The following is a 16,208-nucleotide window of genomic DNA, read 5'->3' as shown; positions in this document are numbered from 1 at the left end:
CTTAAACAACCTCCTTATACTGCATTTTATGAAGCTGCGTATAAAAGCCGTCTTTACTTAAGAGTTCGTCGTGATTTCCTACTTCTTTTATTTCACCCTTATCAAGAACGATGATTTTATCAGCATGCTTGATTGTTGATAATCTATGGGCAATTACGATACTTGTTCTGCCCTTCATCATTTTTTCAATAGCACTTTGGATGAGCTCTTCTGTTTCAGTATCCACACTACTGGTTGCCTCATCCAATACAATGATTTTTGGATTATAAACCATAACCCTGACGAATGAGATCAACTGTCGCTGCCCAACAGAAAGCGTGGCTCCTCTTTCCATTACATCATAATCAAAACCACCAGGTAATTTTTCTATGAATTTGTCTGCGCCAACCAGTTTGGCTGCTTCTTCGATTTGACTGTCAGTAATATCCGTATTACCTAATCGGATGTTTTCTTTAATGGAGCCCGAAAATAAGAAAACATCTTGCATTACAACACCAATATTTTCCCTCAGTGAAGCCAGGTCATAATCTTTGACACTTTTTCCATCAACAAGAATTTTTCCTTCGTTAATATCGTAAAATCTGTTGAGGAGATTGATAATGGATGATTTACCAGCTCCGGTTGCTCCAACAAGAGCGCAGGTTTCCCCGTGGGCAACTTTAAAATTGATGTCTTTCAATACGTCTTCACCCTCATTATAGGCAAACCAAACATTTTTAAATTCAACATTGCCATCGATCTTTTCAGGGACATAATCTCCTTCATCTGTAATGAAATCATTATTGTCTAAAAGCTTCATAATTCGCTCAGTTGAAACTACTCCCATTTGGAGAGTATTAAATCGGTCTGCAATAAGTCGCACAGGGCGGAAGAACATTCCTACGTAAAGAATAAAAGAAATTAGTACTCCTGGCTGAAATTGCTCAAAGATCACACCACGACCGCCATACCAAATAATAAGGGCAATACCTGTAGCCTGAATAAATTCTGCAACAGGAAAATAAATGCTGTAATAAAGCACAGATCGTAAATTGGCTTGTAAATGCTCGTTGTTAATATCCTTGAATTTACCGAACTCTTTCTTTTCAGCACTAAAGATCTGAACAATGTTCATTCCTGTTATATGCTCCTGAACAAAGCTGTTAAGATTTGAAACAGCATTTCTTACTGAATTGAAAGAGGACTTAACCTTTTCTTTAAATATATATGTAGCAATAATTAGCAAAGGAAATGTGGAAAGAGTAACCAGGGTAAGTTTCCAGTCTGTCCAGAACATCATTCCAAGGATGATGATTATTTGTAAAAGGTCACTGATAATCGCAGCAAACCCCTGGCTGAATACGTCTGCAAGAGTTTCGATATCAGAAACGTTTCTGGTTACCAGCCTGCCTATAGGAGTACGGTCGAAAAATTTTAATTTAAGTTTCAGCAGATGGCGATAAAGCTGAATTCTGATATCTTTGATCACATGCTGACCTAACCATCCTGAAAGATAGGTGTGGAAATATTGAGCGATAAACTGTAGAATAAGTAGTCCAAGCAAGATAAGGATCATCTGAACCAGTAACTCATAATTGCCCTCAGCAATTGGATTATCAATGGTCCATCCTATTATAGCTGGTCTGATAGGACCCAGGATAGAAACCATTAACGTGAGGAATATCAACAAGAAAAATTTCCCTTTATATGGTTTGGCAAATGACAGAAGTCTTTTTAAAACTGCGTAGTCGTATATTTTTCTATTTCCTTGTTCCTTATTCAAGATTGTCCTTTTTTATATTAAAATCAGGGTATTCAACCGCTGTAAGATAAAGTCCGTCTGCGGGAGCTGATCTTCCAGCTGCCTTTCGGTCTCTTTTTTTTATTATTTCTATGATATCTTCAGGTTCTATGTCTCCCAGCCCGACGTTTATCAACGTTCCTGTCAATGCTCTTACCATACCTTTTAGAAACCTGTTCGCACTAACGTGAAATTCATATCCTTGGTTCCCTTCTACCCAAAAAGCTTCAGTAACGTTACACCTAAAGTGGTGATTATTAGTCCGGCTCTTGCAAAAACTTTTAAAGTCTTGTTCGCCGATCAAGTAATCACAGGCTTTATTGATTCTGTTTAGATCAAGATCTTTGCTAAAGACATAAACTTCATTTTGCCTGAAAGGGTTTTTTTGTTTACTGATATAATAAATGTAGCTTCTGGATTTTGCAGAGAAACGAGCATGAAAACTTTCATCTACAATTTGGCAACTTTTGATCAGGATATCTCCCGGAAGCATCAGGTTCATTTTAAAAATCAAGGTTTCTATATCAAACTTTTCCGGCAGATCTATATGAAAATATTGATTAGTGGCATGTACACCGGTGTCGGTCCGTCCACTTCCCATCAATGATAACTTAGTGTCTCCGTAAAGCTGATGAAAAACTTTTTCTATTGCATCCTGTACAGATCGTTTGTCTGGCTGAGTTTGCCAGCCAGTATATTCAGTGCCTTTAAAAGCAGTGCAAAATAGATACCTTGTTGCCTCCATGAGCCGCAAAATTAAGTTGTAACTGCCTAAATTGTTTAAAATATTAGCCCAAAATAAATAATTAACTACTTTTGCAGGGTCTAACAATAATTTATCGAGTTATGATTCAACGAATTCAGACAATTTTTCTTCTGCTGGTAGCAGTTTTTATGGGAACCTATGCTGTTATGCCAATCTGGGAAAAGATTGACAGAGAAAATAACCAGGCTGTAGTAATGAGTACATTCGAAATTAAATACGGTAATATTGAGCCTGATTCACAAGGGATAGTTTTTACAGAGGTTAAGGAACGAACTAACATCATGTACGTAGCAGGCATAGCTGTTTTATCAGCAGTAGTTGCTTTATTTTCATTATTTAGTTTTAAAAAGCGCTTAACACAGTTGAAACTGAATGCTTTTAATTCACTATTGATGCTTGCTTCATTGATAGTTCCATTACTCCTGGTGACTGATGCAAAGAATTTATTCAATCCCGAAGTACCTGGAACATATTATATCATCAGTTTGCTCTTGCCTGCTGGTGCAGTGATTTGCAATATTTTAGCAAACATTTTTATCAGGAAAGATGAAAAATTAGTACGTTCTGTAGACCGCTTAAGATAAAATTTAACATCATAAAAAAGAGCCATTTGATATCAGATGGCTCTTTTTTTATGCCCATTTGTCAATGGATTGGTAACTGACCAGCCATAAAAGTGTCATGTTGTCAGTTTATTGTCACATTTTAGTGTTCGGTATATCTTTTGATAAAACCTGAATAAATTATTAAAATAAAATTTGATATGAGTACGGTGAAAGAAGAAAAAGGAACGATATCAATCCACACGGAAAATATTTTTCCGATTATTAAGAAATTCTTGTATTCTGATCATGAGATTTTTCTCAGAGAATTAGTTTCAAATGCAGTAGACGCTACAATGAAGCTAAAAAGATTAAGCTCGTTGGGTGAAGTGACAGAGGAGCTTGGAGATCTTACTATTGATATCAGTATAAATAAAGAAGCCAAAACATTAACCATTGAAGACCGCGGTATAGGTATGACTGCGGAGGAAATTAAGAAATACATTAACCAGATTGCATTTTCCGGTGCTACAGAATTCGTTGAAAAGTTCAAGGATGCTAAGGATGCAAATGAGATCATCGGTAAGTTCGGTTTAGGTTTCTATTCATCATTTATGGTTGCAGAGAAAGTAGAAATCGAAACTCTTTCTTATCAGGAAGGCGCAGCACCTGCAAAGTGGATAAATGATGGAAGTACTGAGTTTGAGATCACTTCAGTTGATAAGAAAGAAAGAGGAACAAAAATAATTCTCCACATCAATAGTGAAAGTGAAGAATTTCTCGAAGAAGCCAGAATAAATAATATCCTTGAGAAATATTGCCGCTTCCTTCCTGTTCCAATCAGGTTTGGTCAGAAAGATGAACGAATGGAAGATGGTAAAGATGAGGAAGGAAACCCTAAATATAAAGAGGTAAAGGTTGATAACATTATCAATGATACCAACCCTATCTGGACTGTGCCTCCTTCAGAGCTGAAGGATGAAGATTACAAAAACTTCTACAGAAAGCTGTATCCTTTTTCAGAAGAGCCATTATTCTGGATTCATCTTAACGTGGATTATCCGTTTAATCTTACCGGAGTTTTATATTTCCCTAAGATCAAAAACGATATCGATGTTAACAGAAATAAAATCCAGCTTTACAGCCGCCAGGTATTCATTACAGATGAAGTAAAAGACATTGTGCCTGAATTTTTAATGCTGTTACATGGTGTTATTGATTCGCCGGATATTCCTCTGAACGTTTCCAGAAGTTATTTACAGTCTGACAGCAACGTTAAAAAGATCAATAATTACATTACTAAAAAAGTAGCTGAAAAACTTTCAGAGATCTTTAAGAATGAGCGTTCAGAATTTGAGAAGAAATGGAATGATATAAGCGTCTTTGTGAAGTATGGAATGCTCAGTGAAGATAAATTTTATGACAGGGCAAAAGACTTTGCATTACTGACTAATGTAGACGACAAAAAATTCACCTTCGAAGAATATAAGACAGCAGTTGAGCCTGAGCAAACTGATAAGGATAAAAAGATCGTGTTCTTGTATTCTACCGATGCAGCTAAGCAAAACACCTATATAGAAACAGCGAAAAGCAAGGGTTATGATGTTTTAAAGCTCGATGGAGTGATCGATAGTCATTTTATCAATATGCTGGAGCAGAAACTTGAAAATGTTACCTTGAAACGAGTGGATTCAGATACAGTTGATAAACTGATTGATAAAGGGACTGAAAAAGAATCTAAGCTATCTGATGAACAAAAGGAATCATTAAAGTCTGTAGTCGAAAAAGCTATTGGTAACGAAAACTATAATGTAAAAGTTGAACCAATGGATGAATCTGAAATGCCGTTGGTAGTAACCTTGCCAGAGTTCATGAGAAGAATGAAAGATATGGCTAAAACAGGCGGAGGTATGAACTTTTATGGAGCGATGCCAGATCAGTTTGAAGTTTCCGTCAATGCAAATCATGCTATGGCAGAAAAGATCTTAAATGCAGGTGATGAAAATAAGCAAGTTGGATTAGCCAAACAGGTTTTTGATCTTGCCTTGCTTTCGCAAAACATGCTGGAAGGCGAATCATTGACTAAGTTTATTCAGCGTAGTGTTGACTACCTTGCTAAATAATTAATAATAAATAAAATAAAGAAGGTCTTGCTAATTCAAGCAAGACCTCTTTTTTTTACCTTCAGTTCTGACAGATGAAATCTTTTTCTATCTGATACGTTTATAATTATTAGATGAATCGAGCACTTTATATATCAGCTATACTAATCTTTTTATTTTCTGCTACAATTAAAGCGCAGGATGATGAATATTCTGTGATCAGTTCTGATGTCCCTGAATCAGTAAATCTTGATATTGGAAAAGAAGAAGAGGAGGAAGAAGAGGTAAAACTTAAGAAAAAGAAAAAGAAGAAGGTTTTTTATGGCATTAAAACCAGAAAAATGTTCACCAAAAGGGGTGTTGGTCAGAAAGTGGTTTATGAGAAATTTTATATACTAAAGGAGAAAGAAACACCCAATAAATACGTCAGGGACATACATTATTACAGTCATGATGAAAGGCGTATAAAGGTTACCACACCTGATAAATATACCTACGAACTGGGTCCTCTACTGCATGGGCCTTTCCGTCAATTTAATAGTGAACATACGTTGATGGAGGGGATATTTTATAAGGGTACAAAACATGGTCGTTGGGAAACATTTGGTAAAATGTATGACTATTATGTCCTTAAGGATAAAGAAAAGTACTATCGTGGATGGCCTAAAAACTCTTATGCAAGTTATTACGATGCAGATCGTAAGAAGTTAAAAGAAGTGATTCCAATCGAATTTGGAGAAAAAGAAGGTTACTACTATTATTTTCATGAAAATGGTTTGGTAGCTGTTATGGGCGAATATGAAAATGGCCAAAAAGTTGGAGTATGGACAGAATATTATGAACGGCGCCGGCGAAAAAGGCAAATCCAATACAGAGAGAATCCATATGATAATGATTTCATCCCGTATATTTTAAGAGAATGGGATGTCAGAGGAAAGCTAACATTTGAATATAATCCGGTTTACAATGCAGAAGTTCCGGAAAAATATATTCAGCTAATGTCTTCAAAATGATCAATTCTGATTTCTTTTCCCATCAATACTGATATTGCATCAAACTGAATGTTTCCTTCCCAATTGTTCTCATGAACATAGTGGTCTGCTACTGACATAATTGATTCAATTTTTTTGTTAGTTACTGCTTCTTCAGGATTACCATATCTGTTATCAGATCTTGTTTTTACTTCTACAAAATGGATCGTGCCATCTTTGATAGCAATAATGTCAATCTCAGATCTTCGATGCCGGTAATTTGTATCAAGGATATCATAACCCAGGCTAATTAAAAATAATGATGCTTTATCCTCACCTTTATTACCAATTTGCCTGTTTCTATTAAAAATTCTTTCCAATTTTACATTAATAGTTGATAATCGACTAATATAGCACAATAGACATTAATTATAAGAATAAAAAGCAAGGAACATGCTACCGAAAATCAATCCTATAGAAACTAAAAGCTGGAAAAAGCTTGAATCTCATTTTAAACAGATCAGTAATGAGCATATGAAGGATATGTTCACTGAAGATCCGGAACGCTTTGAGAAATTTTCTGTTCGCTTTAATAATATCTTGCTTGATTATTCTAAAAATAGAATTACAGGAGAAACAATGTCCCTGCTAAATGAGCTTGCAGAGGAATGCCAGCTAGGCGATGCCATAAAGTCAATGTTTTCTGGCGATCATATAAACGAAACCGAAGGAAGGGCAGTATTACATACCGCATTAAGAAATCGCTCTGGAAACCCGGTAAAAGTTGATGGAGAAGATGTGATGCCAGAGGTAAACAGAGTTCTTGACAAGATGAAGGCTTTTAGCGGAAAAGTAATAAGTGGCGAATGGAAAGGGTTTACTGGAAAAAGAATAGAACATATCGTTAATATAGGGATCGGAGGTAGTGATCTTGGTCCTTATATGGTGACTGAAGCACTTAAGCCATATGCAGTTCCACATATTAAAACACATTATGTGTCAAATGTTGATGGATCACATATTGCAGAGGTTTTAAAGTCTGTAAACCCTGAAAACACCTTATTTATAATTGCTTCTAAAACTTTTACAACCCAGGAAACAATGACCAACGCTGAGACAGCAAAGGCATGGTTTCTACGGGCTGCAGATAACAAAGAAGCAGTGAAAAAACACTTTGTGGCTTTGAGTACCAATACTGAGGCTGTTCAGGAATTCGGAATAGATCCGGAGAATATGTTTGAGTTTTGGGATTGGGTTGGTGGTCGATACTCTTTGTGGTCGGCTATTGGTTTATCAATTGCCTGTACCATCGGGTTTGATCATTTTGAAGCCTTATTAAAAGGGGCTCATGAAATGGATGAGCATTTCAGAACATCTCCGGTTGATAAAAATTTACCAGTAATCCTGGCTTTACTGGGCATTTGGTACAATAACTTTTTTGGAGCAGAATCGCTTGCCATTCTGCCTTATGATCAATACATGCACCGTTTTGCTGCTTATTTCCAGCAGGGAGATATGGAAAGTAATGGTAAATACGTAGATCGGGCAGGAAAAAATGTTAATTATCAAACAGGGCCAGTTATCTGGGGTGAACCAGGCACTAACGGACAGCATGCTTTTTACCAACTTATACACCAGGGAACCAAATTGATACCATGTGATTTTCTTGCTCCGGCTAAAACTCACAATCATATTGGAGACCATCATCAAAAGCTCCTTTCTAATTATTTTGCTCAAACTGAAGCTTTGATGAAAGGCAAAACAGAAGAAGAAGTAAGAGGTGAGTTGAAATCAGCTGGTAAAACTGAAGATGAAATAGAGTTTTTACTTCCTTTTAAAATATTTGAAGGAAATCGTCCAACCAACTCAATATTATTTAAAGAACTTGATCCACAGACACTCGGATCTTTAATAGCGATGTATGAGCATAAAGTGTTTGTACAAGGCGTGATATGGAATATTTTTAGTTTCGATCAGTGGGGGGTAGAATTAGGTAAGCAACTAGCTAAAAATATTCTTCCTGAATTAGAAAACGAAAATAAAATCACTACTCATGATCCTTCAACAAATGGATTAATTAACGCATATAAAGATTTCAGGAAATAATTTTTTTAGTATATGAAATTTGAGCCATTAAAATTTCATCCCATTTTAAAGGAAAAAATATGGGGAGGGAATAAACTAAAAACAGTACTTAATAAACCAATTGAGGAATCAGATACTATTGGGGAAAGCTGGGAAATCTCTGGATGTCCGGGTGATGAAAGTGTTGTTAGTGGTGGTGATTTTGATGGCATGAAAATAACCAGTCTTATTGACAAGGATCCTGCTGGGTTTCTGGGTAAGAAGGTTTATAAGAAATATGGCAAAGAATTTCCTTTGCTTTTTAAATTCCTCGATGCTAATAAAGATCTTTCTGTTCAGGTGCATCCCAATGATGAATTAGCTCAAAAAAAGCATGGATTACCTTTTGGTAAAAATGAAATGTGGTACATCATTGATGCAGAGAAGGGCTCCACCCTTGTTTCCGGTTTTATTGAGGAAATGAGCAGAGATAAATTGAAAGAAAAGGTAAAAGAGGGTAAGGTAGAAGAAGTATTGTTGAAACATACAGTCAAACCAGGAGATGTTTTTGATATACCTGCAGGGAGAGTTCATACCATAGGGCAAGGAATTTTACTTGCTGAAATACAACAAAGCTCTGATATAACATATCGGATTTATGATTTCAACCGGGTTGACAAGGAAGGTAACAAAAGAGAGCTCCATCTGGAAGATTCATATGAAGCATTAGATTACGAATTAAAAGAACAGTACAGAATTCATCCTGTAGCTCAAAAGGATTCAGAAGTTACATTGGTGTCAAACGAGTATTTCACAACTACTTTGTTAGAGGTGGATAACCATTATAGCATAAACCCTAAATCGATTGATTCGTTTGTTGTATTGATGGGGATTGAAGGAGAATTCATAATTACCTATCAGGACAAAAAATACGAACTTAAAAAAGGTGAATCCATATTGTTACCCGCAGGATGTGAAGAAGTTATTCTTGAGCCCAATAATGATGTAGCCAAAGCGTTAAAGTCCTGCATTTTGTAAAAGAAATGAATGAAATAATAAATAAAGAAGTACAAATAATTGATTGGGGTCTGATTGATTATCAGCAGGCCTGGGATCAACAGGAAGTAATGTTTAAGCGGTCTGTAGATCAGAAGATTGCTAATAGGAAATTGCCTGTTGAGGAGCAAACAAAAACCAATAATTACCTCATATTTTGTGAACATCCCCACGTTTATACCCTTGGAAAAAGTGGAAAGCCAGAGAATTTGTTACTGGATGAAACAGGTTTAAAACAAAATGAGGCAACCTACTATAAAATTAACCGTGGAGGGGACATTACTTACCATGGTCCGGGCCAACTTGTTGGATATCCGATCATAGATCTGGAAAATTTCTTTACAGACATTCATAAATACATGCGATTTCTGGAAGAAGCTATAATTAAGACATTGGAAGAGTACGGGATTGAAGCCGGGAGGATAGATGGCCTTACCGGAGTGTGGCTGGATCACAAAGAGCAAAAAAATCCCAGGAAAATTTGTGCTATGGGAGTTAAGTCTAGCCGATGGGTCACTATGCATGGGTTTGCTTTCAATGTAAATGCAAATCTTGGATATTTTGGTCATATTATTCCGTGCGGGATTGACGATAAAGCTGTAACTTCATTAGACAAGGAGTTAGGACGAGAAGTAGATATGACGGAAATAAAAGAGAAGGTACAAAAGCATTTAATAGAAATATTTGAAATGGAATTGAAAAAACCTATCGAGGAGGCATGAAAAAAGATATTTTAGAACGAAAGGCTGAAAAGATAGGAGTAGCATTATCAAAACAAAGGACTGGCGAATGGCAAGCTTATTTTATCAACTTTCATGATGCCTGTTTAAAAAATGTGTTGATTAATTCCTGTGGTATGGGAGAGATTGAAGGTAAAGAAGTTAAAACCTCAGTTTTAAGACACATTATTGATAGTGTTGGTCCTGGTAAAGCTGTTGCTTTCGAATCGATGGTTGAAGAGGTTTTTAAGTTGGATAATGAATTTAAAATAACTTATTTTAAAGAAAATCAACTTTATGACGGTGTAATCACATTTAAATCCGGCTCTATTAACAAAGATGATACTGAATATATAGAAGAGATCGGAGAAGAAGTGGTCATCAGTAAATTATAAATGGAAATATTTCAACCACCTCTTAACCATATTTTATTTTTAGACATAGAAACAGCAGCAATAGAACCTGATTTTAATTTGCTTTCGGAGCGAATGCAAAAAATATGGATCAGGAAGGCTGAAACTTTGCGTGATTCTGAAGCTTATACTCCTGAAGAATTATGGAGTAGGAAAGCAGCCATTTATGCTGAGTTCGGGAAAGTCATTTGCATCGGGTTAGGAGTGATCAGAAAGATTGATGATGAATGGCAAATGCGAATTACCCATTTGAACAATGATGATGAAAAGGAACTATTACACCAGTTTTCCAACCTTGTAAGAGAAAAGTTTAATCAGGACAAACTTTATTTGTGTGCCCACAATGGAAAGGAGTTTGATTTCCCCTATTTGTGTAGACGAATGGTAATTAATCAAGTGGAGATTCCGTATGTATTAAACCTTGCGGGAAAAAAGCCCTGGGAGGTGCAACATCTTGATACAATGGATTACTGGAAGTTTGGCGATCGAAAAAATTTTACTTCGCTAGAGGCATTAGCTGCAATATTTGATATCCCAACCAGTAAGAGCAATTTAGACGGGAGTAAGATTCATTCTGCTTATTACACTGATAATAATCTTGATGCTATATCTACCTATTGCATGCAAGATGTGGAGGTTATGATGCATATTTATCTGAAATTAATCGGTAAGACTGACATCAGTACAACACAATACGTTTGATCCGTTTTATAACTCATGCGGATTTAGTATTTTAGGCTCCTGTATAAAATAGGTGGAGCTAATATATTCCAACCACTTTTTAATATTTGAGCGATGGCGATGAAGGAAAATGTAATTCTTGATGTAAAAAATCTTAAAACCCATTTCACTAGCAAAAGAGGAGTAGTGAAAGCAGTGGATGATATCAGTTTTACGATTCATAAGGGTGAAACAATAGGGATAGTTGGAGAAAGTGGGTCTGGAAAGTCAGTAACTGCCCTTACTATGATGGGGCTGTTGCCTAAACCACAAGCATCGATAGAAGGTGGTGATATTATATTAAATAGTCCAGGCCTTGGGCCAGTTGACGTAACCAAAGTCGATGAAAAAACAATGAGAAAGATCAGGGGTGAAGATATTGCTATGATCTTTCAGGAACCAATGAGTTCATTAAACCCGGTATACACTTGCGGCGATCAGGTAATGGAAGCTATAATGCTCCACAGAAATGTAAGTAGAAAAGAAGCTAAGGTCAGAACAATAGATTTATTTAAGAAAGTAAAACTACCGCGTCCTGAAAAAATATTTGATACATATCCGCACCAGATATCCGGAGGCCAGAAACAACGGGTGATGATCGCTATGGCAATGTCTTGTGATCCGAGAGTTCTAATCGCCGACGAGCCTACAACCGCTCTGGACGTAACAGTTCAGAAAAGTATAGTAGACCTCATGAAAGAATTGAGCGAGGATAATGATATGGCAACCATCTTCATTACTCACGATTTAGGTGTTATCGCTGATATCGCAGATAAGGTGGTTGTAATGTATCAGGGAAAGATCGTAGAACAAGGGCCTATTTTTAACATTTTTAATAATCCTCAGCACCCCTATACAAAAGGATTACTTGCATGTCGACCAAGACTTGATGTGAAACTGAGAGAGTTGCCAACAGTTTCTGACTTTATGGAAGTGAACCCGGAAGGTGAAATTGTTGAAAAGAAAGATTCAAAATATAAATCTGCGGCATTTGCAGTTCTGAGTAACCTGGTAACAGAAGATGAGATCCAGGAGAAGCAATTAAAAATGCTGAAGGATCAACCCATAATAGAGGTTAAGAATTTAAAAACTTATTTTCCAGTAAGAGAAGGAATCTTTAAAAAGAGTAAAGAAGTTATTAAAGCAGTCGACGATGTAAGCTTTAAGGTTTTCGAAGGAGAAACGCTAGGTCTTGTAGGAGAGTCAGGATGTGGCAAAACAACCCTGGGGCGAAGCATGATGAGGCTTATCGAACCAACAGAAGGAGAGGTTCTTTTCTTTGGCAAGAACATACTGGATTATAATAAGAAAGAAATGATGCAGCTACGAAAAGATATGCAGATTATCTTTCAGGACCCTTACTCGTCATTAAACCCAAGACAAACCATTGGAGATGCGATTGTAGAACCGATGCGATTTCATAAGATTGGTTCCTCTGATAAAGAAAGAAGAAGTATAGCGGAAAATCTTCTTGAAGAGGTAGGGCTTTCTCCAAATTTCTATACCAGATATCCCCATGAGTTCAGCGGAGGTCAGAGGCAGCGAATTGTGATTGCCCGGGCTTTAGCTGTAGACCCTAAGTTCATAATTTGCGACGAGTCGGTTTCAGCACTTGATGTGTCTGTTCAGGCCCAGGTACTGAATCTTCTCAACAGACTTAAGGAAAATCACGACTTTACTTATATCTTTATCTCACACGATCTGTCGGTAGTAAAATTTATGGCAGATCGCATCATGGTTATGAATGATGGCAAGATAGTTGAGTCAGGATTTTCAGAAAGTATATATGATGCGCCAAAATCTGATTATACCATCAAATTAATGAATGCTATCCCACATGGTAATATCGAAGATATACGAAGGCGTACTCTCCAGCGAAAAGCAAAAACCGACACATACGGTTATTAATGTGAAAAAAATATTCACAACATGAGTAGAAAAAGAAAAGGAAAAAGTAATAAGCGTTCAAAGAAAAAGCGCACAAAGGATAATATTGAATTTTATAAAAATAAGATACTCCAATTATTAAATAGCAATTCCGGTAAGGCATTTACCGAAAAACAAATAGCCCGAAAAACAGGAGCAGATAATAAGAAAGCCAGAGCAATGGTTGTTCACGCCCTTGTGGACTTAGAGCTCGATGAAAAAATCAGGGAAACCGGTAAAGGGTATTACACTTCTATATTTGAAGGGGAATTATTAACTGGAAAGGTTGACTTTGTAAATCCAAGATTTGGTTTTATTGTAGTAGAAGGCGAAGAGGATGATATCAAGGTATCTTCCAGAGATATGGGGCAGGCACTTGATGGAGACGAAGTAGAAGTCCAGGTTTTTAAAGAAGGAGTTGACGGGCGAAATCCTGAGGGACGAGTAGTTCAGATTATTAAACGGTCTCGAATGGAGTTCGTCGGCAGACTTGATATGGGCGATCGCTTTGCATTTGTTATACCTGATAATAAAAGGATGCACACTGATATTTTTGTGCATAAAGGTAAACTCAAAGGAGCTCAGAATAATGATAAAGTTATTGTCAGGATAATAAGCTGGCCTGAAGATGAAAAAAGCCCAATCGGAGAAGTAGTTAATATACTTGGTAAAGCCGGAGATAATACTGCAGAAATGCATAGTATCATGGCTGAGTTCGGTTTGCCATTTGAATTTGAAGATAAGATTGTCGAAGCAGCAGATAAGATCCCTGGTGAAATTACTAAGGATGAAATAGCTAAGCGAAGAGATTTTAGAGATACAACAACATTTACCATCGACCCTGCTGACGCTAAAGATTTTGATGATGCCTTAAGCTTTATTGATCTTGGAGATGGGATGTACGAAATAGGAGTTCATATAGCTGATGTTTCACACTATGTGACACCTGATAGCATTCTTGATAAGGAAGCATTTTCCAGGGCAACATCAGTGTATCTTGTGGATAGAACTATTCCAATGTTACCGGAAAGGCTTTCAAACGATCTATGTTCATTAAGACCAAACGAAGACAGGCTTACATTTTCAGCAACATTCAAGATGAATGCCGAAGGAGATGTAAAGGAAAAATGGTTTGGTAGAGGAATAATTCATTCAGACAAGAGGTTTGCATATGAAGATGCACAGGAACTGATCGAAGGAAAAGAAGGTGAGTTTGCTCATGAAGTACGGACTCTAAATAATATAGCCAAGGAACTAAAACAAAAAAGATACAATAAAGGTGCAATCAACTTTGAAACAGTTGAAGTGAAATTCAAGCTCGATGAGGAAGGAAAGCCACTTGGTGTTATTCCAAAGGTGAGAAAAGATGCTCACAAGATGATTGAGGAATTCATGCTGCTTGCCAATAAATCAGTGGCTGAAAAAGTTTATCATAAGAAAAAAGGGAATGATAAACTGACATTCGTCTATCGTACGCATGATAATCCTGATCCGGACAGACTCGAAACATTCAGTAAATTTGCTGGTCGATTTGGTCATAAATTAAATCTCAATTCGGACAATATTGCCAAGGCCATGAATAGCCTGATGGATGATATTGAAGGGAAGCCTGAGCAGAATATTTTAGAGTCACTTGCTATCCGAACGATGGCTAAAGCTATCTATACCACGGAGCCAAAAGGTCATTTTGGTTTGGCTTTTGACCATTATACTCACTTTACATCACCTATCAGACGTTATCCGGATGTGATGGTGCATAGATTATTACAACGATATCTGGATGATAATGAGTCAGCTGAAAAGGGACTCTATGAAAACAGGTGTAGACATAGTTCTGAAATGGAGCGAAGAGCTACCGAAGCCGAACGGGCGAGTATAAAATATAAGCAGGTTGAGTATATGTCAGACCACATTGGTGAAGATTTCGAAGGAATCGTATCAGGAGTTACCGATTGGGGTGTATATATAGAAATTATAGATACAGCCTGTGAAGGGATGATTCGTGTCTCAGACCTGGAAGATGACTACTATGAGTTTGACGAGAAAAATATGCGCCTTATAGGTCAGAAAAATAAACGAATTATTACCCTTGGAGATAAAATGCAAGTTAAGGTAGTAAGAACAGATTTAGATAAACGAAACATAGATCTCGAATTAGTGAATAATGATTGAAAAATTCGATCCGCTCATTGAAGAGCTAAACAAGCACATCGATGACATGTCCCTACCACATCAACCGGTAGAACTGTATGATCCGATAAAATATATAATGAATCTAGGGGGTAAGCGAATGAGACCATTGCTTACTCTTTTGGGTTATAAGCTTTTTTCCGACGATATTGAAAAGGCCATGCCTGCAGCAGTTGCTGTGGAGCTTTTTCATAATTTCACCCTTGTTCATGATGATATTATGGATGAAGCACCATTGCGACGAGGAAAACCGACAGTTCATAATAAATGGAACGAAAATGTCGGTATCCTGTCCGGAGATGTAATGCTAGTGAAAGTATACGATCATTTTCTTGAGCTTGATGTCGACCCTCAAAAGCTAAAATCCATCCTGGGCAAATTCAATGTTTGTGCAGCAGAAGTTTGCGAAGGACAACAAGAAGATATGAATTTCGAAACCAGCGATCATGTTACTGAGTCCGAATACCTGGAGATGATTAGGAAAAAGACCTCAGTTCTTTTAGGCTTCGCACTGGAAGTAGGAGCAGAAATTGCCGGGGCTACAGAGGTGGTTTGTCGCCAAATAAGAGATTTTGGTATAAACCTTGGTATTGGTTTTCAGCTTCAGGATGATCTGATGGATGTATATGCCGATCAGAAAAAATTTGGTAAACAGGTGGGTGGAGACATTATTGCCAACAAGAAAACCATGCTCCTTATAGAAGCGATAAGAAGAGCAGAAGGTGATAATAAGAAAGAACTTGAAGATTGGCTTAAAGCCAAAGATTTTGACAATGAAGAAAAAGTAAAAGCGGTAACTGAATTATACAACAGGTTAGGTATTAAAGAAGCCATCGAAGAGAGAATGAATGATTATTTCAATAAAGCATTCAATAACCTTGATCACTTCCCTGTTGCTGAAAGTAAAAAGGATAAAATCAGGTTGCTGGCGAACGCACTGATTCAAAGAGAAAGTTAAT

The 16,208-nt window shown here is 36.9% G+C and carries 14 protein-coding genes; 11 read left to right on the top strand and 3 right to left on the bottom strand.

Annotated features, from left to right (window positions below; all coding sequences use genetic code 11):
- Position 1: 1 nt before the first annotated feature.
- Both OO013_RS11610 and truA read right to left on the bottom strand, forming a co-directional pair.
- Positions 2-1,762: an ABC transporter ATP-binding protein gene (locus OO013_RS11610; RefSeq protein ID WP_266056974.1), complete on the bottom strand. Its 1,761-nt coding sequence runs from the start codon at positions 1,760-1,762 to the stop codon at positions 2-4.
- On the bottom strand, positions 1,755-2,525 hold the full coding sequence (truA, locus tag OO013_RS11605) for a tRNA pseudouridine(38-40) synthase TruA (RefSeq protein ID WP_266056973.1): 771 nt from the start codon (positions 2,523-2,525) through the stop codon (positions 1,755-1,757). Before truA ends, OO013_RS11610 begins: the two co-directional genes overlap by 8 nt.
- A gap of 101 nt (positions 2,526-2,626) precedes the next feature.
- Here truA and OO013_RS11600 point away from each other — a divergent pair, with 101 nt between their 5' ends.
- The 3 genes from OO013_RS11600 to OO013_RS11590 all read left to right on the top strand — a co-directional run bounded on the left by OO013_RS11600 (position 2,627) and on the right by OO013_RS11590 (position 6,203).
- Complete coding sequence (locus OO013_RS11600) at positions 2,627-3,130, top strand: DUF4293 domain-containing protein (RefSeq protein WP_266056972.1); 504 nt, start codon at positions 2,627-2,629, stop codon at positions 3,128-3,130.
- Positions 3,131-3,309: 179 nt separating this feature from the next.
- Positions 3,310-5,211 carry a molecular chaperone HtpG gene (gene htpG, locus OO013_RS11595; RefSeq protein ID WP_266056971.1) on the top strand — a complete coding sequence of 634 codons (1,902 nt, stop codon included), beginning with the start codon at positions 3,310-3,312 and terminating at the stop codon, positions 5,209-5,211.
- A 113-nt stretch (positions 5,212-5,324) separates the two neighbouring features.
- A complete protein-coding gene (locus OO013_RS11590; RefSeq protein ID WP_266056970.1) occupies positions 5,325-6,203 on the top strand; it encodes a toxin-antitoxin system YwqK family antitoxin in 879 nt (292 codons plus the stop codon).
- On the opposite strand, the gene OO013_RS11585 is transcribed toward OO013_RS11590, so the two are convergent.
- On the bottom strand, positions 6,182-6,541 hold the full coding sequence (locus OO013_RS11585) for a YraN family protein (protein ID WP_266056969.1): 360 nt from the start codon (positions 6,539-6,541) through the stop codon (positions 6,182-6,184). The genes OO013_RS11590 and OO013_RS11585 overlap by 22 nt on opposite strands.
- A 73-nt stretch (positions 6,542-6,614) precedes the next feature.
- Between OO013_RS11585 and pgi the strand changes: the two genes are divergently transcribed.
- From pgi to OO013_RS11545, 8 genes are all read left to right on the top strand, one after another.
- Positions 6,615-8,267: a glucose-6-phosphate isomerase gene (gene pgi, locus OO013_RS11580; RefSeq protein WP_266056968.1), complete on the top strand. Its 1,653-nt coding sequence runs from the start codon at positions 6,615-6,617 to the stop codon at positions 8,265-8,267.
- Positions 8,268-8,279: 12 nt separating this feature from the next.
- On the top strand, positions 8,280-9,263 hold the full coding sequence (locus tag OO013_RS11575) for a type I phosphomannose isomerase catalytic subunit (RefSeq protein ID WP_266056967.1): 984 nt from the start codon (positions 8,280-8,282) through the stop codon (positions 9,261-9,263).
- 5 nt (positions 9,264-9,268) lie between these two features.
- Positions 9,269-10,003 carry a lipoyl(octanoyl) transferase LipB gene (gene lipB / locus OO013_RS11570; protein ID WP_266056966.1) on the top strand — a complete coding sequence of 245 codons (735 nt, stop codon included), beginning with the start codon at positions 9,269-9,271 and terminating at the stop codon, positions 10,001-10,003.
- Positions 10,000-10,395 (top strand): hypothetical protein, encoded by a 396-nt coding sequence (locus tag OO013_RS11565; protein ID WP_266056965.1) that lies wholly within the window; start codon positions 10,000-10,002, stop codon positions 10,393-10,395. The genes lipB and OO013_RS11565 overlap by 4 nt, the downstream gene beginning before the upstream one ends.
- A complete protein-coding gene (locus OO013_RS11560) occupies positions 10,396-11,115 on the top strand; it encodes a ribonuclease H-like domain-containing protein (protein ID WP_266056964.1) in 720 nt (239 codons plus the stop codon). It abuts the gene before it with no gap.
- 93 nt (positions 11,116-11,208) lie between these two features.
- Complete coding sequence (locus OO013_RS11555) at positions 11,209-13,041, top strand: ABC transporter ATP-binding protein (protein WP_439651843.1); 1,833 nt, start codon at positions 11,209-11,211, stop codon at positions 13,039-13,041.
- A 21-nt stretch (positions 13,042-13,062) separates the two neighbouring features.
- On the top strand, positions 13,063-15,231 hold the full coding sequence (gene rnr, locus OO013_RS11550) for a ribonuclease R (protein WP_266056963.1): 2,169 nt from the start codon (positions 13,063-13,065) through the stop codon (positions 15,229-15,231).
- Positions 15,224-16,207 (top strand): polyprenyl synthetase family protein, encoded by a 984-nt coding sequence (locus OO013_RS11545; RefSeq protein WP_439651842.1) that lies wholly within the window; start codon positions 15,224-15,226, stop codon positions 16,205-16,207. The genes rnr and OO013_RS11545 overlap by 8 nt, the downstream gene beginning before the upstream one ends.
- Position 16,208: the final 1 nt, after the last annotated feature.

It is taken from the genome of Mangrovivirga halotolerans (assembly GCF_026241165.1).
Classification (GTDB): domain Bacteria; phylum Bacteroidota; class Bacteroidia; order Cytophagales; family Cyclobacteriaceae; genus Mangrovivirga; species Mangrovivirga halotolerans.
This window is presented reverse-complemented; position numbering and strand designations above follow the sequence as displayed.